Below are 20,379 nucleotides of genomic sequence, written 5' to 3'. Positions count from 1 at the left end.
GAGATCGCTGGTACTGGTGTCGGCGGGGGCTGTCGTCCTCGTCGGCACTGCCGTGTTCGCGGTCGGTTGCGCGACCGGCGGCACCGGCCTGCGCGACGGCGGCCCCGCCCGCTCCGACGCGGTCGCGAAGGCCCACCCGGTCAGTCCGTCCACCCCCGCCGACCCCTCCTCGGGAGCGGCCTCCCCGTCCGGCCGGCCCTTCAAGAAGGTCGACCCCGTCGCGCTGCTCAAGGCGGACCCGAAGGTCAGCGCCGAGATCAAGAGGGACCTCAAGCCCTGCGCGGGCAAGGAGTACCCGGTGGACGTGAGCTACGGGAAGGTCACCGGCAGCCCCGTCGCCGACCTCGTCGTCAACGTCCTGTCCTGCGCCGACGCCCTGGGCCGCGGCACGTACGTGTACCGGGCGGACGGCGGCTCGTACGAGAATGTGTTCTCGGACGAACAGCCACCCGTCTACGCGGAGATCGACCGGGGCGACCTGGTGGTCACGAAGCAGGTCTACGGAAAGAGCGACCCGCTCTCCTATCCGTCGGGCGAGGACGTGATCACGTACCGCTGGAACGGGGAGACGTTCACCGAGCACGACCGAGTCCACTCGGAGTACAGCAACGTGATCGACGGCGGTGCCCAGCCCGCCCCGGCCACGAGTCAGAAGAACTGAGCACAGAAGAACCGAGGCGAGGCTCCCGCATGGCCGAGACCCATGTCCTGTTCGTGGAGGACGACGACGTCATCCGTGAGGCGACGACCCTGGCGCTGGAACGCGACGGGTTCTTGGTCACCGCCATGCCCGACGGCCTGTCCGGCCTGGAGTCCTTCCGCGCCGACCGGCCGGACATCGCGCTGCTCGACGTGATGGTCCCCGGCATGGACGGCGTGAGCCTGTGCCGCCGCATCCGCGACGAGTCCACCGTCCCCGTGATCATGCTGTCGGCGCGCGCCGACTCCATCGACGTGGTGCTGGGCCTGGAGGCGGGCGCCGACGACTACGTCACCAAGCCCTTCGACGGCTCGGTGCTCGTGGCCCGGATCCGTGCCGTGCTGCGCCGCTTCGACCACTCCGGCGGACCGCAGAACGGCGGACCGGGCTCCTCCCACGAGGCCTCGGACCCGGAGCGCGGCGTGCTCTCCTTCGGCGACCTGGAGGTGGACACCGAGGGCATGGAGGTCCGCAGGGCGGGCGCCGCCGTGGCGCTGACGCCGACCGAGATGCGGCTGCTGCTGGAGTTCTCCTCGGCTCCCGGCACCGTACTGTCGCGCGACCGCCTGCTGGAGCGGGTCTGGGACTACGACTGGGGCGGCGACACCCGCGTCGTCGACGTCCACGTACAGCGGCTGCGCACCAAGATCGGCCAGGACCGGATCGAGACGGTCCGAGGCTTCGGATACAAGCTCAAGGCATGAGACGGTTCACCCTCCGTACGGGGATCCGCTGGAAGATCACGCTCGCCATCGCCGCCGTGGGCGCCCTCGTCACGATCGCCCTGAGCCTGGTCGTGCACAGCGCTGCCCGCGTGTCGATGCTGGAGAGCGCGCGCGAGGTGCAGCTGGACCGCGTGCAGTTCATCTCCCGCAACGCCGACGCCGGCCGCAAGCCGCCGATGGGCGCCAAGCTCAACGACCCCGAACTCCCCGCCGAGCTTCGGCACAAGGCGCAGTCGGGCCGGCGCGGGACCTACATCCAGGAGCGGCCGCACGGACTGCCCGAGGTGTGGGCCGCCGTGCCGCTCGACAACGGGCAGGTGCTGTCGCTGCACACGCAGTTCCGGGAGAGCGCCAACCTGATCCCCGACCTGGACCGGGCCCTGGTCGTCGGCGGACTCGCCGCCGTGATCGGCGGATCGGCGCTCGGCGTGCTCATCGGCGGGCAGATCTCGCGCAGGCTGCGCAAGGCCGCGGCCGCGGCGCAGCGGGTGGCGCACGGTGATCCCGACGTACGGGTGCGGGACGCGGTCGGCGGCGTCGTCCGCGACGAGACGGACGACCTGGCACGGGCCGTGGACGCCATGGCCGACGCCCTGCAGCAGCGGCTGGAGGCCGAGCGGCGGGTCACGGCGGACATCGCGCACGAGCTGCGCACGCCCGTGACGGGCCTGCTCACGGCGGCGGAACTGCTGCCCCCGGGACGGCCGACCGAGCTGGTCCGGGACCGGGCACAGGCGCTGCGCGCACTGGTCGAGGACGTGCTGGAGGTGGCCCGGCTGGACAGCGCCTCGGAGCGGGCTGAGCTACAGGACGTGGCGCTGGGCGAGTTCGTGAGCCGGCGGGTGACCGCGCTGATGCCGGAGGCGACCGTACGCGTCGTCGCGGACGAGATCGTCAGCACCGACCCGCGACGGCTGGAGCGGATCCTGGGGAACCTGCTGGCCAATGCGGCACGGTACGGGCAGCCGCCGATCCAGGTCGACGTCGAGGGCCGGGTCGTACGGGTGCGGGACCACGGGCCGGGCTTCCCGGACGCACTGCTGCGCGAGGGGCCGAGCCGGTTCCGGACCGGGTCGACGGACCGCGCGGGCGTGGGGCACGGCCTGGGCCTGACCATCGCGGAGGGCCAGGCGCGGGTGCTGGGCGCCCGGCTGACCTTCCGCAACGTGGCGGCGCCGGGCGGCTTCGACCGCGAGGGCACGGCGGCGGGCGCGGTGGCGGTGCTGTGGCTGCCGGAGCACGCCCCGACGGCGACGGGCAGCTTCCCCGTGATCAAGCTGCCGCAGGGCTGACGACCGCGGAACCGGTGCCGGCCCGGCGGACCGGCGGCGGTCCGGCCGCGGCCGGACCGGTACCGGGCGGTACGGCGCGAGGGGTCGTGTTTTAGCATCCCTGGCATGACCGACGCCGTGAATCCCCCGAGCAACCCGCAGCCCGAGCCCGCCCCCGGGAGCGGCGGATACGGGTTCCCGCCGGGTCCGCCCGCGCAGGGCGGCGGCTACGGCTCCCCGCCCGGCCCGCCCCGGCAGGGCGGCGACCAGGGCGGCTACGGCTATCCGGCCGGCGGCGAGGGGTACGGCTACGGCTACCCGCAGCAGGGGCAGCAGCCGAACCCGTACCAGCAGCAGGACGCCGGCGCGGGGTGGGCGCCGGCGCAGCCCGCCCAGCCGCTCATATCCTCGTCGCAGCCCGACTGGGAGGCCATGGCCGACCGGTCCGCCGCCGAGCGGCGCAGGAAGCGGCTGTGGATGCTGGGCGGCGGGGTGACCGTACTGGCGCTGCTGGCCGGCGGCGGAACGTTCTTCCTGCTCGGCGACGACGGCGACGGGCCGGGCGGGGCCGATGCCCAGCCCTCTACGTCCGCCTCGCCGGAGCCCGTTGACTCGAAGTCCCCTGCGGGCTACACCGCGACCGTCGAGGGCGACGCGACCCTGCTGCGCGACAGCTACGGCAAGACCGGCATCCGGCTCGGCCCCGACTTCCAGGTCGGCCCGCTGGGCAAGCGGTTCCAGATCGTCGGGAAGGGCAACGCGAACTCGTACGCCCAGTCCGCCGAGCCCGTCGTGGACGTGAGCAAGAGCTTCACCGTCACGGCCCGCGTCTACAGCTCCGGCGCCAAGGGCTCGCGGATCGCGATCAGCCAGGGCGACGGGGAGTCGTTCTCGTTCGAGCTGGGCGTGAACGAGGTCGGCGGCAAGCAGGCCTGGATCTTCCGCGTGCAGACCGGCGACAAGGGCGCCGCGGCGACGACGAGGACCGTCACCGCCGAGGGGCCCACCGTGCTCAAGACCCCCACGATGCTGATGGCGACCTACGACGCCGAGAAGAAGACCATCGCGCTCTACGTCGAGGGCAAGAAGGCCGGCGAGACCACCCAGGTCCCGCCGATCTGGCAGGCCCCCGGCCCGCTCCAGCTGGGCCGCTCCAAGCACCACAACATCTGGACCGGCGCCTGGCAGGGCGCCCTGCACAACATCAAGTTCTACGACACGGCCTTCACGCCGGAGCAGGCCGCCGCGTACAAGGAGGGCAAGCTCGGTCCGGAAACGAAGCCGGCCCACGCCTGGCTGCTCACCTGAGCAGCCGGCCGGGCCGGGTCGTGGGGTCGGTCACGGGGACCGACGGGTCGGACGTCGATCAGATGCTGACGCCCACGGTGCGCAGGAAGGCCACCGGGTTGACGGCCGAGCCGTAGTTCGGGGTGGTGCGGATCTCGAAGTGCAGGTGCGGGCCGCTGGAGTTGCCGGTGTTGCCCGACAGCGCGATGCGCTGCGAGGCGGCGACCTTCTGGCCGATCTTGACCTGGATCTTCGAGAGGTGCGCGTACTGCGAGTACGTGTTGTTCGCGTGCTTGATCACGATGGCGTTGCCGTACGCGGGACCGTCGCCGCCGCCGTTCGGGCCGGCCTTGACGACGACACCGGCGGCCGCGGACTTGACCGAGGTGCCGACCGGGACGGCGAAGTCCTGGCCGGAGTGCTTGTGCGACCACATGCTGCCGCCCTTGCCGAAGGTCGCGGACAGCGTGTACTTCTCCAGCGGCTTGCCCCACAGACCGGCCTTCGAGGCGGTCTTCGAGGCGGTCTTCGCAGCGGGCTTCGCCTCGGCCTTGGCGGCCGCGGCGGCGGCGCCGGCCTGGGCGGAGGCCTGCTGGGCGACCAGCTCGGGGGTACCGGCGAGTGCCGTCTGCGCGGTGTCGGCGAACGCGGCGGTCGTCCCGGCCCCCAGGGCCAGCACCGCACCGAGAGCGGTGGTGCCGACGGCGATACGGGTACGACGGGTGCTGACGCGCTTCGCGGACATGTGCAGACCTCCGGGGCCGGGGACAGGGGCGGTTCACGCCCGTCTCGGGCATGAAGTGACCCGGCACGTTGGAACGTGTGCCGGGTTGGCTCACCTTTGGTAACCCGCGGGTGGGGACTTCCCCAAATGTCCCGATTACTACCGGGGCTCGTAGCCGGGTGGGTGTGATGTGTCCCGTTGACGGCCCCCTGCTGGGGCGAAGGTCCCCTCCCAGGCCCCTTTGGATCTACGAATCCACCTAGTACGTCCGTTTTGTTCTGTGCGGCTTGTCACCGGCCAGGGACCTTCGACCCACCCGCCCGGGACCATCGGCGGGCAACCCCCACGCGCTCCGGAGACGCGGGCCCGACCCCCGTACGAGGGGGCGGGGCGGCGAGGGGGCGGGCGCGGGCCTTGGCGGACGCCCACCGGCCCTTCCGGGGCCTCCAGGGGTCCCTGGGCGCGCGCGGGGGCCCGCCTACGGAAAAGGGGCGGCCCCGGGACTTCTCAGTCCCGGGGCCGCCCCTTCGTGCTCGGTCGCGCTTACGCGCCCTTCGACAGGTCCGGGCCGGAGCCCGTGGCCTCGATCGGGGGGAGGTCCGGCAGAGCCGACTTCTCCTCGCCGCGGAAGGTGAACTTGGCTTCCTCGCCCTCACCCTCCTTGCCGACGACCACGATGTGACCGGGGCGCAGCTCGCCGAAGAGGATCTTCTCCGACAGGATGTCCTCGATCTCGCGCTGGATGGTCCGGCGCAGCGGCCGGGCACCCAGGATCGGGTCGTAGCCGCGCTTGGCGAGCAGGAGCTTCGCGTCACCGCTCAGCTCGATGCCCATGTCGCGGTCCTTCAGGCGCTCGTCGACCTTCGCGATCATCAGGTCGACGATCTGGATGATGTCTTCCTCGGTGAGCTGGTGGAAGACGACCGTGTCGTCGACACGGTTGAGGAACTCGGGCCGGAAGTGCTGCTTGAGCTCTTCGTTGACCTTCGCCTTCATCCGGTCGTAGCCGGTCTTCGTGTCGCCCTGCGCCGCGAAGCCCAGGTTGAAGCCCTTCGAGATGTCCCGGGTACCCAGGTTGGTCGTCATGATGATGACCGTGTTCTTGAAGTCCACGACCCGGCCCTGGGAGTCGGTCAGCCGACCGTCCTCCAGGATCTGGAGAAGGGAATTGAAGATATCCGGGTGGGCCTTCTCGACCTCGTCGAAGAGGACGACGGAGAACGGCTTCCGGCGCACCTTCTCGGTGAGCTGGCCGCCCTCTTCGTAGCCCACGTAGCCGGGGGGCGAACCGAAGAGACGGGAAACCGTGTGCTTCTCGCTGAACTCCGACATGTCGAGGGAGATCAGCGCGTCCTCGTCACCGAAGAGGAATTCGGCGAGCGTCTTCGAGAGCTCGGTCTTACCGACACCGGACGGGCCGGCGAAGATGAACGAGCCACCCGGGCGCTTCGGGTCCTTCAGACCCGCACGGGTACGGCGGATCGCCTGGGAGAGCGCCTTGATGGCGTCCTTCTGGCCGATGACCCGACGGTGGAGCTCGTCTTCCATGCGGAGCAGTCGCGAGGACTCCTCCTCGGTGAGCTTGAAGACGGGAATGCCGGTCGCGGTCGCGAGGACTTCGGCGATGAGCTCGCCGTCGACCTCGGCGACGACGTCCATGTCGCCGGCCTTCCATTCCTTCTCACGCTTGGTCTTCCCCGCGAGCAGCTGCTTCTCCTTGTCGCGGAGAGAAGCCGCCTTCTCGAAGTCCTGGGAGTCGATGGCCGACTCCTTGTCGCGGCGCACGGCCGCGATCTTCTCGTCGAACTCGCGGAGGTCCGGCGGCGCGGTCATCCGGCGGATGCGCATCCGGGAGCCGGCCTCGTCGATCAGGTCGATCGCCTTGTCCGGCAGGAAGCGGTCCGAGATGTACCGGTCCGCCAGCGTCGCCGCCTGGACGAGGGCCTCGTCCGTGATGGAGACGCGGTGGTGGGCCTCGTAGCGGTCGCGCAGGCCCTTGAGGATCTCGATCGTGTGGGGGAGGGAAGGCTCCGCCACCTGGATCGGCTGGAAGCGGCGCTCGAGGGCCGCGTCCTTCTCGAGGTGCTTGCGGTACTCGTCCAGCGTCGTGGCACCGATGGTCTGGAGCTCACCACGGGCCAGCATGGGCTTGAGGATGCTGGCGGCGTCGATCGCGCCCTCGGCGGCGCCCGCACCCACGAGGGTGTGGAGCTCGTCGATGAACAGGATGATGTCGCCGCGGGTGCGGATCTCCTTGAGCACCTTCTTCAGGCGCTCCTCGAAGTCACCGCGGTAGCGGGAGCCGGCGACCAGGGCGCCGAGGTCAAGCGTGTAGAGGTGCTTGTCCTTGAGGGTCTCGGGGACCTCGCCCTTGACGATCGCCTGCGCCAGGCCCTCGACGACGGCGGTCTTGCCGACGCCGGGCTCGCCGATGAGGACCGGGTTGTTCTTCGTACGGCGGGACAGCACCTGCATGACCCGCTCGATCTCCTTCTCGCGCCCGATGACCGGGTCGAGCTTGGATTCGCGGGCCGCCTGGGTGAGGTTGCGGCCGAACTGGTCCAGGACGAGCGAGGTCGAGGGCGTGCCCTCGGCCGGGCCGCCGGCCGTGGCCGACTCCTTGCCCCCGCCGGTGTAGCCGGAGAGCAGCTGGATGACCTGCTGCCGGACTCGGTTGAGATCGGCGCCCAGCTTCACGAGGACCTGGGCGGCGACGCCCTCGCCCTCGCGGATCAGGCCGAGCAGGATGTGCTCGGTGCCGATGTAGTTGTGGCCGAGCTGGAGGGCCTCTCGGAGCGAAAGCTCCAGGACCTTCTTCGCCCGCGGGGTGAAGGGGATGTGGCCGGAAGGGGCCTGCTGCCCCTGTCCGATGATCTCCTCAACCTGCTGGCGAACAGCCTCGAGCGAAATCCCGAGGCTCTCCAGGGCCTTAGCGGCGACACCCTCACCCTCGTGGATCAAGCCCAGGAGGATGTGCTCGGTGCCGATGTAGTTGTGGTTGAGCATCCGGGCTTCTTCCTGAGCCAGGACGACAACCCGCCGCGCGCGGTCGGTGAACCTCTCGAACATCGTTTATCGCTCCTCAGAGCGGTCGGGCAGTTCGGGGTCGGTCCCCGCCCTGTCCTTCCGCATGCTAGTCCCGCGGGGCGGGACAGCTCATTCCAACTGCCGACATCCGTCCCCGGCTCACCCCTGCATCAGCGGGGAAAACCGGCTTGAAGAGCCGACAACTGCTCCAACTCGATGGTGCGAGACGATGTTCCCGCAGGCCAGGCAGATACCCGTCATGCGTGTACGCCGACGGCGAACGGAAGCCCGTCAAATCAGCGTGTCGCCCCGATCCACTAGGAATGTCTTACCCGTCAGCACTGACACTCCATGCCCCCGGCACCGGTTCCCTCAGCTAAGGGCGAACACAGTTCCGTCCCGAATGTGGGACTCCGCTGCCGCGGATGTTTACGTTCCGCATATGAGTGAGTGCGGAGTGTCACGCCGACCGTAACCCCGGGGCGTTTCCCGAGTTGCTCCGGGCATGGCCCTCACCGCTGTGCCGACCGTCCCGCCGCCCCGCGTCGCGCCCGAGGGGGGTGCGTACGCCTCCTGGTACGAGAGGGTGCTCGGCTGGGCCGTCACGGGCGGTCCGCCCGGCCTGCTCTCGACCGGGGTCCGGTTCGACGTGCTGGAGCTGCCGTCCGACGCGGGAGCGGCCCTGCTGCGCAGGCCGGTCGCCACGGGCCCGGTGGCGCTCATGGGGCGCCGGATGCGGTTCCTGGTGGCCGCGGGGAGCGCAGACGAGCTGGAGGGGTTGCTCGACTGGCTGGAGTGGGGCGGGGTCGCCCTGGATCTGACCGCCCTGGGTGAGGGTGGCCGGATCACCGCCCCGGCTCCCCCGGGGCAGCCCCTGGGAGAAAGCCCTCGGGGGGCCGCTGTGTGGCTGCGACCCCCCGAGCAGGGGTGTGAGGCACTGCTGCCGGCCCTGCCCGGTCCCGGGCGGGCCGCCGGACCCGGCCCCGGAAGGGGCACCGGCGGGCCCGATCTCGTACGCCTGGTGGCGGCGGCGGCGACGGAATGCCATCGGGCCCGCCTCGGGCGGCGTACGACGGGGGTCCGTCAGCCCTTGGCCTTTTCGTAGGCCTCGCGGATCTCGGCCGGGACGCGACCGCGGTCGTTCACGTTGTAACCGTTCTCCTTGGCCCAGGCGCGGATCTCCGCGGTGTCCGGGTTGCCGGTCGTCGCCGAGGCGCGACCCTTCGCACGTGCCGCGGTGGCACGGCCACCGGTGCGGCGGCCGCCCTTGGTGTACGGGTCGAGCAGACCGCGGAGCTTTTCAGCGTTGGCGGTGGTGAGGTCGATCTCGTAGGTCTTGCCATCCAGAGCGAACGTCACCGTCTCGTCCGCCTCGCCACCGTCGAGGTCGTCGACAAGAAGGACCTGAACCTTCTGTGCCACCGGGATTTCCTTTCATCGAAAAGCAGTACGTGGAAAGGAAACCGCTTTTGCCTGGAAAACACAAACCCCCGGGGAGAGGTTCAGGACCGCAACAGGGCGGGAAACGTGCGCGATTCGGACATAGGCCACAGGTTGCTGATCGACGGAAAAGCGTAGGCCATCGATCAGAGGTGCAGAAGCATCCGACTGTTGCCCAAGGTGTTCGGCTTCACTCGTTCGAGACCGAGGAACTCGGCGACACCCTCGTCATAGGAACGCAGGAGCTCCATGTAGACATCGGTGTCGACCGGGGTCTCGCCGATCTCGACGAAGCCGTGCTTCGCGAAGAACTCGACTTCGAAGGTCAGGCAGAAAACCCGGCTCACCCCGAGCGTGCGGGCGGTCCGCAACAACTGCTGCAGCACCTTGTGGCCGACGCCGGCACCCTTCAAGGCGCGGTCCACGGCGAGAGTACGCACTTCGGCAAGGTCTTCCCACATCACGTGGAGAGCGCCACAGCCGACCACCTGACTGTCGGAGTCGCGTTCCGCGACCCAGAACTCCTGGATGTCCTCGTAAAGGACGACCGGGGCTTTGTCCAGCAGGATCCGCTGCTGCACGTACTGGTCGAGGAGGCGGCGCAGCGCGGGAACATCACCGGTGCGGGCACGGCGGATCGTCACTGTTTCTGCGTGTGCAGAGGAAAACTCTCCCATGGCTGCGGACGCTATCGCCCCGGCTCCTGCGGGCGCTCGGCGGAGTCCCCTTCGGCTTCCTGCGGAGCGGGGGGTTCGGCGGGGGGTTCGGCGGCAGGTTCAGCGGGGGGTTCGGCCGCGGCCTCGCCGCCGGACTCGCCGTCGTGCTGGACGACCCGTACGGCGTCCCTGAGTGCTTCCCGCTGTTCCGCGGACATCATGCCGAAGAAGGCGACGAGGGCGGCCGCGGGGTTGTCGCTCGTCGACCAGGCTTCGTTCATCAGTGCGGCCGAGTAGGCGGCGCGGGTGGAGACCGCCGTATATCGATAGGCGCGGCCTTCGGCTTCCCGGCGGACCCAGCCCTTCTGATGAAGATTGTCCATAACGGTCATGACCGTGGTGTACGCGATGGACCGTTCCTGCTGGAGGTCTTCCAGTACTTCACGAACGGTGACCGGGCGGTTCCACTGCCACACCCGCGTCATGACGGCGTCTTCGAGTTCTCCCAAGGGGCGAGGCACAACAGCACGATAGTGCTGCTTGTGCGGAATTGCCCGACTATTCGCCCGGCAACGCGCGACAAAATCGGGAGTGCGGCCGACGCGGCCGCACTCCCGTCGCCCAGGGGGCTAGTTCTGCTGGCGCGCGGCCTCGGCCCGGGCGATCACCGCGTCGACCGCGGCGTCTTCCTTGGCCTTGTTGGCGCCGCCCTGGCTCTTCACGATCGTCACCACGAGAGCGATGAAGAACGCGGCCATCACGACGGGGGGCACGAGGGCGGAGACGTAGTCCATGCCCCACAGCGTAGCTACCCGACGGCCCGCCCGGCCGCCGGGGGCGGGGCGGGCTTGCGGCGCGGCGGGAACACCTCGCCGGGGGTGGGAACCGGCCGCTCGGGACGCGGCGAGTCGGGCTGCGACGGCTCCTTGGGCTGCGGAGCCGGCTTCGGCTGTTCCTCCCGCCCGCCGGCCAGCGCCAGCAGCCGGGTCCGGGGCGCGGGGGTCGTCGAAAGCCGTCGGCGCACGGAGCGCTGCGCGACGACCTGGGCCCGCTCCAGCAGCGCCGCGGCGACCGGATTGGCGCGGAGCGCGCGCAGGGCGGCGAGGTCGTCGGGGGCCGGTTCGTAGCCGGCGGCCAGGGCGTCCTGCAGCAGCTCCAGGTAGCCGGAGAGGCTGCCGGGCAGGGCACCCCGGTAGCGGGCGAGGTCGTCGAGGAGGAACGCTCTGAGCCGGCCCGCCTCCTGGACCGCGTCGTCCACCGACTGCGCGAGGTGCAGGCAGTCCTGGACCTCCGCGGCCGCCAGGGGGGCAGGGGAGGACTGAAGGGCGTGGGCGAGGAGGCGCCTGAGCACGTGCAGCTCAGCAGCGCTGAACGCCATGCCGCCGCGGGATCCGTAAGGCGTGGGCATGGGCCGAAGATACGCGCTAATCGGACAAAACCCCCTGAGGGTGAGCAATTACGGCGCGGCGGTTTCCTTGACGGCCCGGATGAAATCGGCCCAGGCGGCCTGCGTCGTGGCGAGCACGAGGTGCGCCGGGTCGACGCGGTCGGCGACCTTGACGAGGGCTCCGGGGGCGGTGGCGACGTACACGCAGGCGTCGCCCTCACTGCAGAACGAGGACTTCCGCCACGTGGGCTGAGCGGTCATGGTGTCTCCTCCGGGCAACGGTGGCCGGTAATTGCCGTCGAGGGGACGGTAACTCCGACACCGGCCCCGACCGGTGAGTTTCCCGGAATTCGGTGATTCGTGGCGAAGCCGTGCACAAGGCCGCCGCCCCCGGCAGAAAGATCTAGAGCCGCGCCACGAAGTCGGCGGCGGCCTGCTTCACGTCGGACTCCGTCCAGGACAGCCCCGGCTCGGTGATGTCCAGTTCCGTCACCGCGAGACCCGGCGGCCCGTCGGCGGACCACCGGCGGAAGAGGACCGTGCCCGTCTCCTCCGCCAGCCGCAGGGCCGCCTCCGTCAGGCGGTCCGCCTCGTACGGCAGCCACACCTGGAACTGGTGGGTGTGCGGCTCCTCCGGGTGGATCCGGGCCCACGGGACCTGCGACTCCTCGAACGCCGAGCGCAGCGCCCCGGCCACCATCCGCGCCTGGGCCACGTACGACGGCAGCCGGGGAAGCTCCCGTTCCAGTCCGGCCAGCGCGGACAGGGCCTGCGGGAACTGCCGGAAGATCTGGCCGCCGTACCGGTGGCGCCAGACGCGGGTCTCCTCCACGAACTCCCGCGGCCCGGCCAGACAGGCCCCGCTGAGGCCGCCCAGCGACTTGTAGAAGGAGACGTAGACCGAGTCCGCGAGCCCGGCGATCTCCGGCAGCGGGCGCCCGAAGTGGACGGTGGACTCCCACAGGCGGGCGCCGTCGAAGTGGACCACCGCCTCCCGCTGGCGGGCCGCCTCGACCAGCGCCTCCAGCTCCTCCCAGGTGGGCAGGAGGAAACCGGCGTCCCGCAGCGGCAGCTCCAGCATCAGCGTGCCGAAGGGCTCCCGGACCGCCCCGACCTCGGCGGGCGTCGGCTGGCGGGCCTCCGTGGTCTGGTGCACCACCCGCAGCCCGGAGACGTTCGACAGCGCGTCGCCCTCCCACCGCTCCGGATGGCTCATCGGGTGCAGTGCCACCACCGGGTTCCCGGTGCGGCCCGCCCAGCAGCGCAGCGCGATCTGCTGGGCCATCGTCCCGCTGGGGAAGAACGCCGCGTCCTGCATGCCGAGCAGCTCCGCGACCCGGCGTTCCAGCGTCTCGACGATCCCGTCGCCGTACACGTCGGCCGGTCCGTCCATGGCGTACGGGGCTTCGGCGAGCCCGGCGAGCAGCTCCCCCACCGTGGGTTCGAGCAGGCTGCGCGACAGCTTGCGCTCCGCTCCGCGCCAGGCCGCCACCTGCCGCTTCGTACGTTCCGTGTCGTCACTGTCGTCGCTCATGGAGCCCGATCCTCACCCACGTCGTCGCCGTCCGGCCAATTCCCCCAGGAGCTAGCATGGCGGCGTATCGTCCGGTACCCCCCGCGGACTGGAACGGAAGGCCCTCCCCGCGTGAATCCATCACAGCAGCCACGTCCTGCCCGGCTCGCCGTCGGCGTCGTCGGAGCCGGCCGTGTCGGTCCGGCGCTGGCCCGCGCGCTCCAGCAGGCCGGGCACCGGCCCGTCGCCGTCTCCGGAGTGTCCGACGCGTCCGTGCGCCGGGCCGCGCGGATGCTGCCCGACGTGCCGCTCGTGCCGCCCGCGCAGGTGCTGGAGCGGGCCGAGCTGGTGCTCCTCACCGTCCCCGACGACGCGCTGCCCTCCCTGGTGGAGGGCCTGGCCGAGACCGGGGCGATCCGGCCCGGCCAGCTCCTCGTCCACACCTCGGGCCGGTACGGGGCCGCCGTGCTTGACCCGGCGCGCCGCGCGGGCGCCCTGCCGCTGGCCCTGCACCCCGCGATGACCTTCACCGGCACCGAGGTCGACGTGCAGCGCCTGGCCGGCTGCTCCTTCGGCGTCACCGCCCCCGAGGAGCTGCGCCTGGCCGCCGAGGCCCTGGTCATCGAGATGGGCGGGGAGCCCGAATGGATCGCGGAGGAGAACCGTCCGCTCTACCACGCGGCCCTCGCCCTCGGCGCGAACCACCTGGTCACCCTGGTCGCCCAATCGATGGAGCTGCTGGGCAAGGCCGGGGTCGAGCACCCCGACCGGATGCTCGGCCCGCTGCTCGGCGCGGCCCTCGACAACGCCCTGCGCTCCGGCGACGGCGCCCTGACCGGCCCGGTGGCCCGCGGTGACGCCGGTACGGTCGCGGCGCACGTCTCGGAGCTGCGCCGGCACGCGCCGGCCGCGGTCGCCGGGTACCTGGCGATGGCCCGCACCACCGCCGACCGTGCCCTCGCGCACGGTCTGCTCAAGCCGGAACTCGCCGAGGACCTGCTCGGCGTGCTCGCCGACACGGACACCGACGGGGGCCACCAGTGATCCAGCTGCTGCACACCGCCGAGGAGCTGCACGGTCTTGCGCGAACCGGCCGCCGGGCCGTGGTGATGACGATGGGCGCCCTGCACGAGGGCCACGCCACCCTGATCCGCACCGCCCGCGAACAGGCCGGCCCGGACGGCCAGGTCGTCGTCACCGTCTTCGTCAACCCGCTGCAGTTCGGGGCGAACGAGGACCTCGACCGTTATCCGCGCACGCTCGACGCCGATCTGCTGATCGCCGAAGGGGCGGGCGCCGACGCGGTGTTCGCCCCGGCCGTCGGCGAGGTCTACCCGGGCGGCGACCCTCAGGTGCGGATCACCGCCGGGCCGATGGGCGAACGCCTCGAAGGGGCCACCCGCCCCGGCCACTTCGACGGGATGCTGACCGTCGTCGCCAAACTGCTCCATCTCACCCGACCCGACCTGGCCCTCTTCGGCCAGAAGGACGCCCAGCAACTGGCGCTGATCCGGCGGATGGTGACCGACCTGAACTTCCCCGTCGAGGTGGCCGGCGTACCGACCGTCCGCGAGGAGGACGGGCTCGCCCTGTCGTCCCGCAACCGCTACCTCTCCCCCGCCGAGCGGCACACGGCCCTGGCCCTGTCCCGCGCCCTGTTCGCCGGGCAGGACCGGCTCGCCGCGCAGGCGGCGCTGCGCGCCCGCGCCGAGGCCTCCCCGGCCAGCGACGAGCGGGCCAGCGCCCTGGCCCGGCTGGGCGAGATCCGGGCCTCGGCCGACGCCCACGCCGTCTCGGCCGCGGGCGGGGGACTGCCGGACGCCGTACGGGCCGCCGCGCTGCACGTCCTGGAGGAGGCGGGCCGCCACGAGCCGCCGCTCGACCTGGACTACCTGGCGCTGGTGGACCCGGAGGACTTCACCGAGGCCGGTCCCGACTTCACCGGGCAGGCCGTGCTGGCCGTCGCCGCGAAGGTGGGCGCGACCCGGCTGATCGACAACATCCCATTGGAATTCGGAGCACACTCGTGAGCACCCCAGGCAGAGGCCCCGCAGGCAGCGACGGCGGAGACACGGCCGCGGGCACCGGCATACGCCTGCACGCGCCCGCCCCCGGCTGGTCCCTCGACGCCGATGTCGTGGTCGTCGGTTCCGGCGTGGCGGGCCTGACCGCCGCCCTGCGCTGCGCCGCCGCGGGCCGCCGTACCGTCGTGGTCACCAAGGCCCGGCTCGACGACGGCTCCACCCGCTGGGCCCAGGGCGGCATCGCCGCGGCCCTCGGCGACGGCGACACCCCCGAGCAGCACCTCGACGACACCCTGGTCGCGGGCGCGGGCCTGTGCGACGAGGAGGCCGTACGACTGCTCGTCACCGAAGGCCCGGACGCGGTACGGCGGTTGATGGCCACCGGAGCGGTCTTCGACACCTCCGCGGAGACCGGCGAGATAGAACTGACCCGCGAGGGCGGCCACCACCGGCGGCGCATCGCGCACGCGGGCGGCGACGCCACCGGCGCCGAGATCTCCCGGGCCCTCGTCGAGGCGGTCCAGGCCGCGGGCATCGAGACGGTCGAGAACGCCCTCGTACTGGACCTGCTGCACGACGCGCAGGGCCGCACGGCCGGAGTCACGCTGCACGTGATGGGCGAGGGCCAGCACGACGGCGTCGGCGCCGTCCACGCGCCCGCCGTGATCCTCGCGACCGGCGGCATGGGCCAGGTCTTCTCGGCCACCACGAACCCGTCGGTGTCCACCGGTGACGGCGTGGCGCTCGCGCTGCGCGCCGGCGCCGAGGTCTCCGACCTGGAGTTCGTGCAGTTCCACCCGACGGTGCTCTTCCTCGGCCCGGACGCCGAGGGGCAGCAGCCGCTGGTGTCGGAGGCGGTCCGCGGGGAGGGCGCGTACCTCGTCGACGCGGACGGAGTCCGCTTCATGGTCGGCCAGCACGAGCTCGCCGAACTGGCCCCGCGCGACATCGTCGCCAAGGGCATCATGCGCCGCATGCAGGAGCGGGGCGCGCAGCACATGTACCTGGACGCCCGGCACTTCGGCGCCGAGATGTGGGAGCAGCGCTTCCCGACGATCCTCGCCGCCTGCCGCTCGCACGGCATCGACCCGGTGACCGAGCCGATCCCGGTCGCGCCCGCCGCGCACTACGCCTCCGGCGGCGTACGGACCGACCTGCACGGCCGGACCACCGTCCGCGGCCTGTACGCCTGCGGTGAAGTCGCCTGCACCGGTGTGCACGGCGCGAACCGGCTCGCCTCCAACTCGCTGCTGGAGGGCCTGGTCTTCGCCGAGCGGATCGCCGACGACATCGCCGCGCAGCGCTTCGGCGGCAACGGCCCGGTCGTCCCGGTCGCGGCCACCGGCCCGCTGCAGCCCGCCTCGGCCCGGCACGAGATCCAGCGGATCATGACGGAGGGCGCGGGCGTGCTCCGCTCCGCCGCCTCGCTGGCCACGGCGGCCGAGGCCCTCGAAGCGCTGTACGCGACCGCCCTGAACGACCTGGAGGCCCACGGCAAGACCGCCGAACCGGGTGTGGACACCTGGGAGGCCACGAACCTGCTGTGCGTGGCACGGGTCCTGGTCGCCGCCGCGCGGCGGCGAGAGGAGACCCGCGGCTGCCACTGGCGCGAGGACCACCCGGACCGGGACGATGCCGACTGGCGGCGTCACCTCGTCGTCCGGCTCTCGGCGACCGAGAAGCGGGCCCTGGTCGTCGTACCCACCGACTCCGCGGACTTCCCGTCCGTGCACCCCCTGAGCACCCCGAGCCTGGAGCAGTGACCGTGAGCACCCCCGAACTTCCCCTGATCGACCAGAACGACGGCGGCTGCGGCGACGACTGCGCCTGCGGTGACGGCGAGGAGAGCGGCCTGGACCCGGCGCTCGCCCAGCTGCTGGCCGACGCGGGCCTGGACCCCATCGAGGTCGAGGACATCGCGCACATGGCGCTCTCCGAGGACCTGGACGGCGGCGTGGACGTCACCACCGTCGCCACGGTGCCCGAGGAGGCCGAGGCGATCGCCGACTTCGTCGCCCGCGAGAACGGCGTCGTGGCCGGTCTGCGGATCGCCGAGGCCGTGTTCTCCGTGGTGTGCACCGAGGCCTTCGAGGTGGAGCGGCACGCGGAGGACGGCGACAGCGTCGAGGCCGGGCAGCTGCTGCTGTCGGTGCGCTCGCGCACCCGCGACCTGCTCACGGCGGAGCGCAGCGCGCTGAACATCCTGTGCCGGCTGTCCGGCATCGCGACGGCCACCCGCCGCTGGGCGGACGTGCTGGAGGGCACCGGGGCCAAGGTCCGCGACACCCGCAAGACCACGCCGGGCCTGCGCGCGCTGGAGAAGTACGCGGTGCGCTGCGGCGGCGGCGTCAACCACCGGATGTCGCTCTCGGACGCCGCGCTGGTCAAGGACAACCACGTGGTGGCGGCGGGCGGGGTCGCGCAGGCCTTCAAGGCCGTGCGGGAGGCCTTCCCGGAGCTCCCGATCGAGGTCGAGGTCGACACCCTGGAGCAGATCGGCGAGGTCCTGGAGGCTGGCGCCGACCTGATCCTGCTGGACAACTTCACGGTCGAGCAGACCGCCGAGGCCGTGGCCCTGGTGGCCGGGCGCGCGGTGCTGGAGTCCTCGGGCCGCCTCTCCCTGGACACCGCCCGGGCGTACGCGGAGACCGGCGTGGACTACCTGGCCGTCGGCGGGCTGACCCACTCCTCGCCGATCCTGGACATCGGCCTCGATCTGCGCGAGGCGGTGTAACCCGTGCTCCTCACCATCGACGTAGGCAACACCCACACGGTCCTGGGCCTGTTCGACGGTGACGAGATCGTCGAGCACTGGCGCATCTCGACCGACCCGCGGCGCACGGCCGACGAGATGGCCGTGCTCATGCAGGGCCTGATGGGCATGCACCCGATGCTCGGCAGCGAGCTGGGCGACGGCATCCACGGCATCGCGATCTGCTCGACGGTGCCGTCGGTCCTGCACGAGCTGCGCGAGGTCACACGGCGCTACTACGGCGACGTGCCGGCGGTGCTGGTGGAGCCGGGCATCAAGACGGGCGTGCCGATCCTGATGGACAACCCGAAGGAGGTCGGCGCGGACCGCATCATCAACGCGGTCGCGGCGGTCGAGCTCTACGGGGGCCCGGCGATCGTGGTCGACTTCGGTACGGCGACCACCTTCGACGCGGTGTCCGCGAAGGGCGAGTACGTGGGCGGGGTCATCTCCCCCGGCATCGAGATCTCCATGGAGGCCCTCGGCGTCCGCGGCGCCCAGCTCCGCAAGATCGAGCTGGCCCGCCCGCGCAACGTGATCGGCAAGTCCACGGTCGAGGCGATGCAGTCGGGTGTGGTCTACGGCTTCGCGGGCCAGGTCGACGGGGTCGTGGCCCGCATGGCGAAGGAGCTGGCCGGACCGAACGGTGACCCGGACGACGTCCGCGTCATCGCGACGGGCGGGCTCGCGCCGATGGTGCTGGGCGAGTCCTCGGTGATCGACGACCACGAACCGTGGCTGACGCTGGTCGGACTGCGACTGGTCTACGAACGCAACGCGCCGAACTTCGACTGAGCCGTTACCTCCCGGGGGCTCCGCCCCGCACCCCGCACCTCAAACGCCGGAGGGGCTGAATTTGGGGGCAGCCGGGCCGGTTGGGGCGGGGTCGGGTGTGTGTCGGGGTGATCCCCGCAGGGCGCCGAACGCAACGGGGCTCGGCTCTCCGACCCCCCGACACGTTCGGCGTCCGAGGAGACGCCCCGGCGCGCGCCCGGCCCCGTCCCAACCGGCCCCCACCCGACCCCGCCCGAGCGGCGCAGCCACCCGGCGCCCGGCCCCGTCCCAACCGGCCCCCACCCGAAGCCCGGCCCCGGCGCAGCCGGCCCGGCGCGAGCCACCAGCCGGGTCCCCTGGCCGGTGGCGGTTCAGCAAGCGCGCGGCCGGCTCAGCATCCGGCGCACCGCCGCGCGCCAGGGGTGGTCGGCCGGGCGGCCGTCCACCACGGCCTTGACCTGCTCGTACGACCGGATCTCGCGCAGGACGGCGACGTCGTCGCGGCCGGGGGGCGGGGGCATCGGCTCCGCGTGCTGGGAGGCCCGCCAGGTGTCTATGAGGTACTGCTCGATCGCGCTCATAGCTCTACCCTCACCCCGTCGGCGGCACCGCGCACGACAGTTGACGTTCCCCGTCAATCGACGGCTCCCCGCGGCCGCCCCACAGGCAAACGATCACTCGTCCGGCCGCCGCGCCGGACCGCCCGCGGCCACTCGTACGGCGGCGCCGCACGGTCCACCCGGCAACACCCCCGGTGAGCGGGACGACAGAATGGCCTGATGAGCGTCACCATCGACATCGCTGGACTCCCCGCAGAGCGGATCACCTTCGCGCCCTCCCCCCTCGCGGAGCTCTGCATGGCGCTGCACGCGCTCTCCCAGCCCACCCATCACCCCGCGCTCACCTCCTGGACCACGGCCACCGCCGCCTCGCTCGATCCGTGCCTCGCGGACCGGCTGCTGGAGGGCGAGTTCATGTGGCGGAGCTCGTTCTCCGACATCTTCATGGCCTTCGCCGGGATCACCGGCGGGACCGGGGTGCCCGCCGGGACCCTGGCCGAGGAGCTCGACGTACTCGACCGGCTGGACGACGAGCAGTTCGTGCTGGCCGCCCTGGAGCACTGCTGGCTGGCGCTCTACAACGAGGGCGGCGGCCCGTCCCCGCTCACGAACCCGGCGGCCCGGGCCAAGGCGCTGGAGGTGGCCGCCGCCCGCGGCCCCCACCAGCTGGAGTTCTCCGTACGCCTGCTGGACGACACCGCCGGCGTACGGGTGTGGATGCGCCGGCTCCTGGAGGACTGCGACGAGGCCTTCTTCGCGGAGACCTGGAAGCGCGTGGAACCGGGGCAGAGCGCCGACGCCCGGCACAAGACCGAACTGCTGCGCCGCAAGGGGCTGCCGGCCGCGCTGAGGGAGGTCTCGGCCGCGCTCAGCGTCGACGAGGGCCTCACCACCATCACCGTCGACAAGATGCTCCACGGGACGACCACGGCGACCGACCCCCGAATAGGCAGCGGCCTCGTCTTCGTGCCGACCAACTTCGGCTGGCCGCATCTGCTCGTGGTGCACGCTCCGGGCTGGCGGCCGGTGGTCCACTATCCGCTCGGCACCCCCGAACCGGTCTCCGCGCCGGGCTCGGTGGAGCTGCTCCAGCGGCGGATGGAGGCCCTGGCCCACCCCATGCGGATGCTGCTGTGCCGGAGCCTGGCGCGGGCCCCGTACACGACGAGCGAACTGGCGGCCGTGAACGGGATCACCGCGCCGGAGGTGTCACGGCATCTGGCCGTCCTGAAGAAGGCCGGCCTGATGCACACGCGGAGGCAAGGCCGCTACGCCCAGCACCAGTTGGACCTGGGTGCGGTCGCCCGCATCGGCTCCGACTTCATCGAGGGCATCCTGCGCTAGGCGGAACCGGCGGGCGTTTGGCCGGATTTGCTCGGCGCAGACTCACCGATATACGGAATTCATCAACCGAAAACAGCGAAAACTCTGGTCTTGGTGGCCACTTGCTGTCTAACGTGCGCTCACTGTTTCCCCACCTGACGCACACCGATTCTGCGTTTCCGTCGCACCACGCGCCACCACGCTGTGCCTCGCTGT

The 20,379-nt window shown here is 71.7% G+C and carries 21 protein-coding genes; 11 read left to right on the top strand and 10 right to left on the bottom strand.

Going from position 1 to position 20,379, the window contains the following annotated elements; translation table 11 throughout:
* Positions 1 to 16 precede the first annotated feature (16 nt).
* From IF88_RS0132215 to IF88_RS0132200, 4 genes are all read left to right on the top strand, one after another.
* Positions 17 to 661, top strand: a complete 645-nt coding sequence (locus tag IF88_RS0132215) for a hypothetical protein (protein ID WP_030720533.1) — start codon at positions 17 to 19, stop codon at positions 659 to 661.
* A gap of 29 nt (positions 662 to 690) precedes the next feature.
* Entirely contained in the window at positions 691 to 1,404 is a 714-nt protein-coding gene (gene cseB / locus IF88_RS0132210; RefSeq protein WP_030720530.1) for a two-component system response regulator CseB, read from the top strand.
* Positions 1,401 to 2,717, top strand: coding sequence for a two-component system sensor histidine kinase CseC (cseC, locus tag IF88_RS0132205; protein WP_030720528.1), 1,317 nt, complete (start codon positions 1,401 to 1,403; stop codon positions 2,715 to 2,717). Before cseB ends, cseC begins: the two co-directional genes overlap by 4 nt.
* Before the next feature lie 105 nt (positions 2,718 to 2,822).
* Positions 2,823 to 4,004, top strand: a complete 1,182-nt coding sequence (locus IF88_RS0132200; protein ID WP_030720525.1) for a LamG-like jellyroll fold domain-containing protein — start codon at positions 2,823 to 2,825, stop codon at positions 4,002 to 4,004.
* Between the two features lie 58 nt (positions 4,005 to 4,062).
* Here the strand turns inward: IF88_RS0132200 and IF88_RS0132195 are convergent, their stop codons facing one another.
* The gene (locus IF88_RS0132195) at positions 4,063 to 4,728 is read right to left on the bottom strand and encodes a M23 family metallopeptidase (protein WP_030720522.1); all 666 of its coding nucleotides are present in this window, start codon (positions 4,726 to 4,728) and stop codon (positions 4,063 to 4,065) included.
* Positions 4,729 to 5,250: 522 nt separating this feature from the next.
* Positions 5,251 to 7,776: an ATP-dependent Clp protease ATP-binding subunit gene (locus IF88_RS0132190; protein ID WP_030720519.1), complete on the bottom strand. Its 2,526-nt coding sequence runs from the start codon at positions 7,774 to 7,776 to the stop codon at positions 5,251 to 5,253.
* Between the two features lie 463 nt (positions 7,777 to 8,239).
* On the opposite strand from IF88_RS0132190, the gene IF88_RS0132185 reads away from it, so the two are divergent.
* Positions 8,240 to 8,839 carry an SCO3374 family protein gene (locus IF88_RS0132185; protein WP_030720517.1) on the top strand — a complete coding sequence of 200 codons (600 nt, stop codon included), beginning with the start codon at positions 8,240 to 8,242 and terminating at the stop codon, positions 8,837 to 8,839.
* Here the strand turns inward: IF88_RS0132185 and IF88_RS0132180 are convergent.
* The 7 genes from IF88_RS0132180 to IF88_RS0132150 all read right to left on the bottom strand — a co-directional run bounded on the left by IF88_RS0132180 (position 8,818) and on the right by IF88_RS0132150 (position 12,751).
* The gene (locus IF88_RS0132180) at positions 8,818 to 9,156 is read right to left on the bottom strand and encodes a histone-like nucleoid-structuring protein Lsr2 (RefSeq protein WP_030720514.1); all 339 of its coding nucleotides are present in this window, start codon (positions 9,154 to 9,156) and stop codon (positions 8,818 to 8,820) included. The genes IF88_RS0132185 and IF88_RS0132180 overlap by 22 nt on opposite strands.
* A gap of 164 nt (positions 9,157 to 9,320) precedes the next feature.
* Positions 9,321 to 9,851 (bottom strand): amino-acid N-acetyltransferase, encoded by a 531-nt coding sequence (locus tag IF88_RS0132175; protein WP_030720511.1) that lies wholly within the window; start codon positions 9,849 to 9,851, stop codon positions 9,321 to 9,323.
* A gap of 11 nt (positions 9,852 to 9,862) precedes the next feature.
* On the bottom strand, positions 9,863 to 10,351 hold the full coding sequence (locus IF88_RS0132170; protein WP_030720508.1) for a BlaI/MecI/CopY family transcriptional regulator: 489 nt from the start codon (positions 10,349 to 10,351) through the stop codon (positions 9,863 to 9,865).
* Between the two features lie 108 nt (positions 10,352 to 10,459).
* Positions 10,460 to 10,624, bottom strand: coding sequence for a hypothetical protein (locus tag IF88_RS47440; protein WP_030720505.1), 165 nt, complete (start codon positions 10,622 to 10,624; stop codon positions 10,460 to 10,462).
* Between the two features lie 14 nt (positions 10,625 to 10,638).
* Complete coding sequence (locus IF88_RS0132160) at positions 10,639 to 11,238, bottom strand: hypothetical protein (RefSeq protein ID WP_078893277.1); 600 nt, start codon at positions 11,236 to 11,238, stop codon at positions 10,639 to 10,641.
* A 48-nt stretch (positions 11,239 to 11,286) separates the two neighbouring features.
* Positions 11,287 to 11,478: a DUF397 domain-containing protein gene (locus IF88_RS0132155; RefSeq protein ID WP_030720495.1), complete on the bottom strand. Its 192-nt coding sequence runs from the start codon at positions 11,476 to 11,478 to the stop codon at positions 11,287 to 11,289.
* Positions 11,479 to 11,620: 142 nt separating this feature from the next.
* Positions 11,621 to 12,751 (bottom strand): threonine aldolase family protein, encoded by a 1,131-nt coding sequence (locus IF88_RS0132150; RefSeq protein ID WP_030720489.1) that lies wholly within the window; start codon positions 12,749 to 12,751, stop codon positions 11,621 to 11,623.
* Between the two features lie 111 nt (positions 12,752 to 12,862).
* Here IF88_RS0132150 and IF88_RS0132145 point away from each other — a divergent pair, with 111 nt between their 5' ends.
* The 5 genes from IF88_RS0132145 to IF88_RS0132125 are packed head-to-tail and all read left to right on the top strand — an operon-like array spanning position 12,863 to position 18,301.
* Positions 12,863 to 13,774 carry a Rossmann-like and DUF2520 domain-containing protein gene (locus tag IF88_RS0132145; protein ID WP_030720486.1) on the top strand — a complete coding sequence of 304 codons (912 nt, stop codon included), beginning with the start codon at positions 12,863 to 12,865 and terminating at the stop codon, positions 13,772 to 13,774.
* Positions 13,771 to 14,760 carry a pantoate--beta-alanine ligase gene (gene panC / locus IF88_RS0132140; protein ID WP_030720483.1) on the top strand — a complete coding sequence of 330 codons (990 nt, stop codon included), beginning with the start codon at positions 13,771 to 13,773 and terminating at the stop codon, positions 14,758 to 14,760. The genes IF88_RS0132145 and panC overlap by 4 nt, the downstream gene beginning before the upstream one ends.
* The gene (locus IF88_RS0132135; RefSeq protein WP_030720480.1) at positions 14,757 to 16,517 is read left to right on the top strand and encodes an L-aspartate oxidase; all 1,761 of its coding nucleotides are present in this window, start codon (positions 14,757 to 14,759) and stop codon (positions 16,515 to 16,517) included. The genes panC and IF88_RS0132135 overlap by 4 nt, the downstream gene beginning before the upstream one ends.
* 2 nt (positions 16,518 to 16,519) lie before the next feature.
* Positions 16,520 to 17,488 (top strand): carboxylating nicotinate-nucleotide diphosphorylase, encoded by a 969-nt coding sequence (nadC, locus tag IF88_RS0132130; protein WP_030720477.1) that lies wholly within the window; start codon positions 16,520 to 16,522, stop codon positions 17,486 to 17,488.
* Between the two features lie 3 nt (positions 17,489 to 17,491).
* The gene (locus IF88_RS0132125; protein WP_030720474.1) at positions 17,492 to 18,301 is read left to right on the top strand and encodes a type III pantothenate kinase; all 810 of its coding nucleotides are present in this window, start codon (positions 17,492 to 17,494) and stop codon (positions 18,299 to 18,301) included.
* A 350-nt stretch (positions 18,302 to 18,651) separates the two neighbouring features.
* Here IF88_RS0132125 and IF88_RS0132120 read toward each other — a convergent pair whose 3' ends face one another.
* Positions 18,652 to 18,861 carry a hypothetical protein gene (locus IF88_RS0132120; protein WP_030720471.1) on the bottom strand — a complete coding sequence of 70 codons (210 nt, stop codon included), beginning with the start codon at positions 18,859 to 18,861 and terminating at the stop codon, positions 18,652 to 18,654.
* A 198-nt stretch (positions 18,862 to 19,059) separates the two neighbouring features.
* On the opposite strand from IF88_RS0132120, the gene IF88_RS0132115 reads away from it, so the two are divergent.
* Positions 19,060 to 20,184 (top strand): DUF5937 family protein, encoded by a 1,125-nt coding sequence (locus IF88_RS0132115; RefSeq protein WP_030720468.1) that lies wholly within the window; start codon positions 19,060 to 19,062, stop codon positions 20,182 to 20,184.
* Positions 20,185 to 20,379: the final 195 nt, after the last annotated feature.

The sequence above is a fragment of the Streptomyces sp. NRRL F-2580 genome (genome assembly GCF_000720115.1).
Taxonomy (GTDB): domain Bacteria; phylum Actinomycetota; class Actinomycetes; order Streptomycetales; family Streptomycetaceae; genus Streptomyces.
The sequence above is the reverse complement of the archived record's forward strand: the minus strand, read 5'-3'. Positions and strand labels throughout refer to the sequence as shown.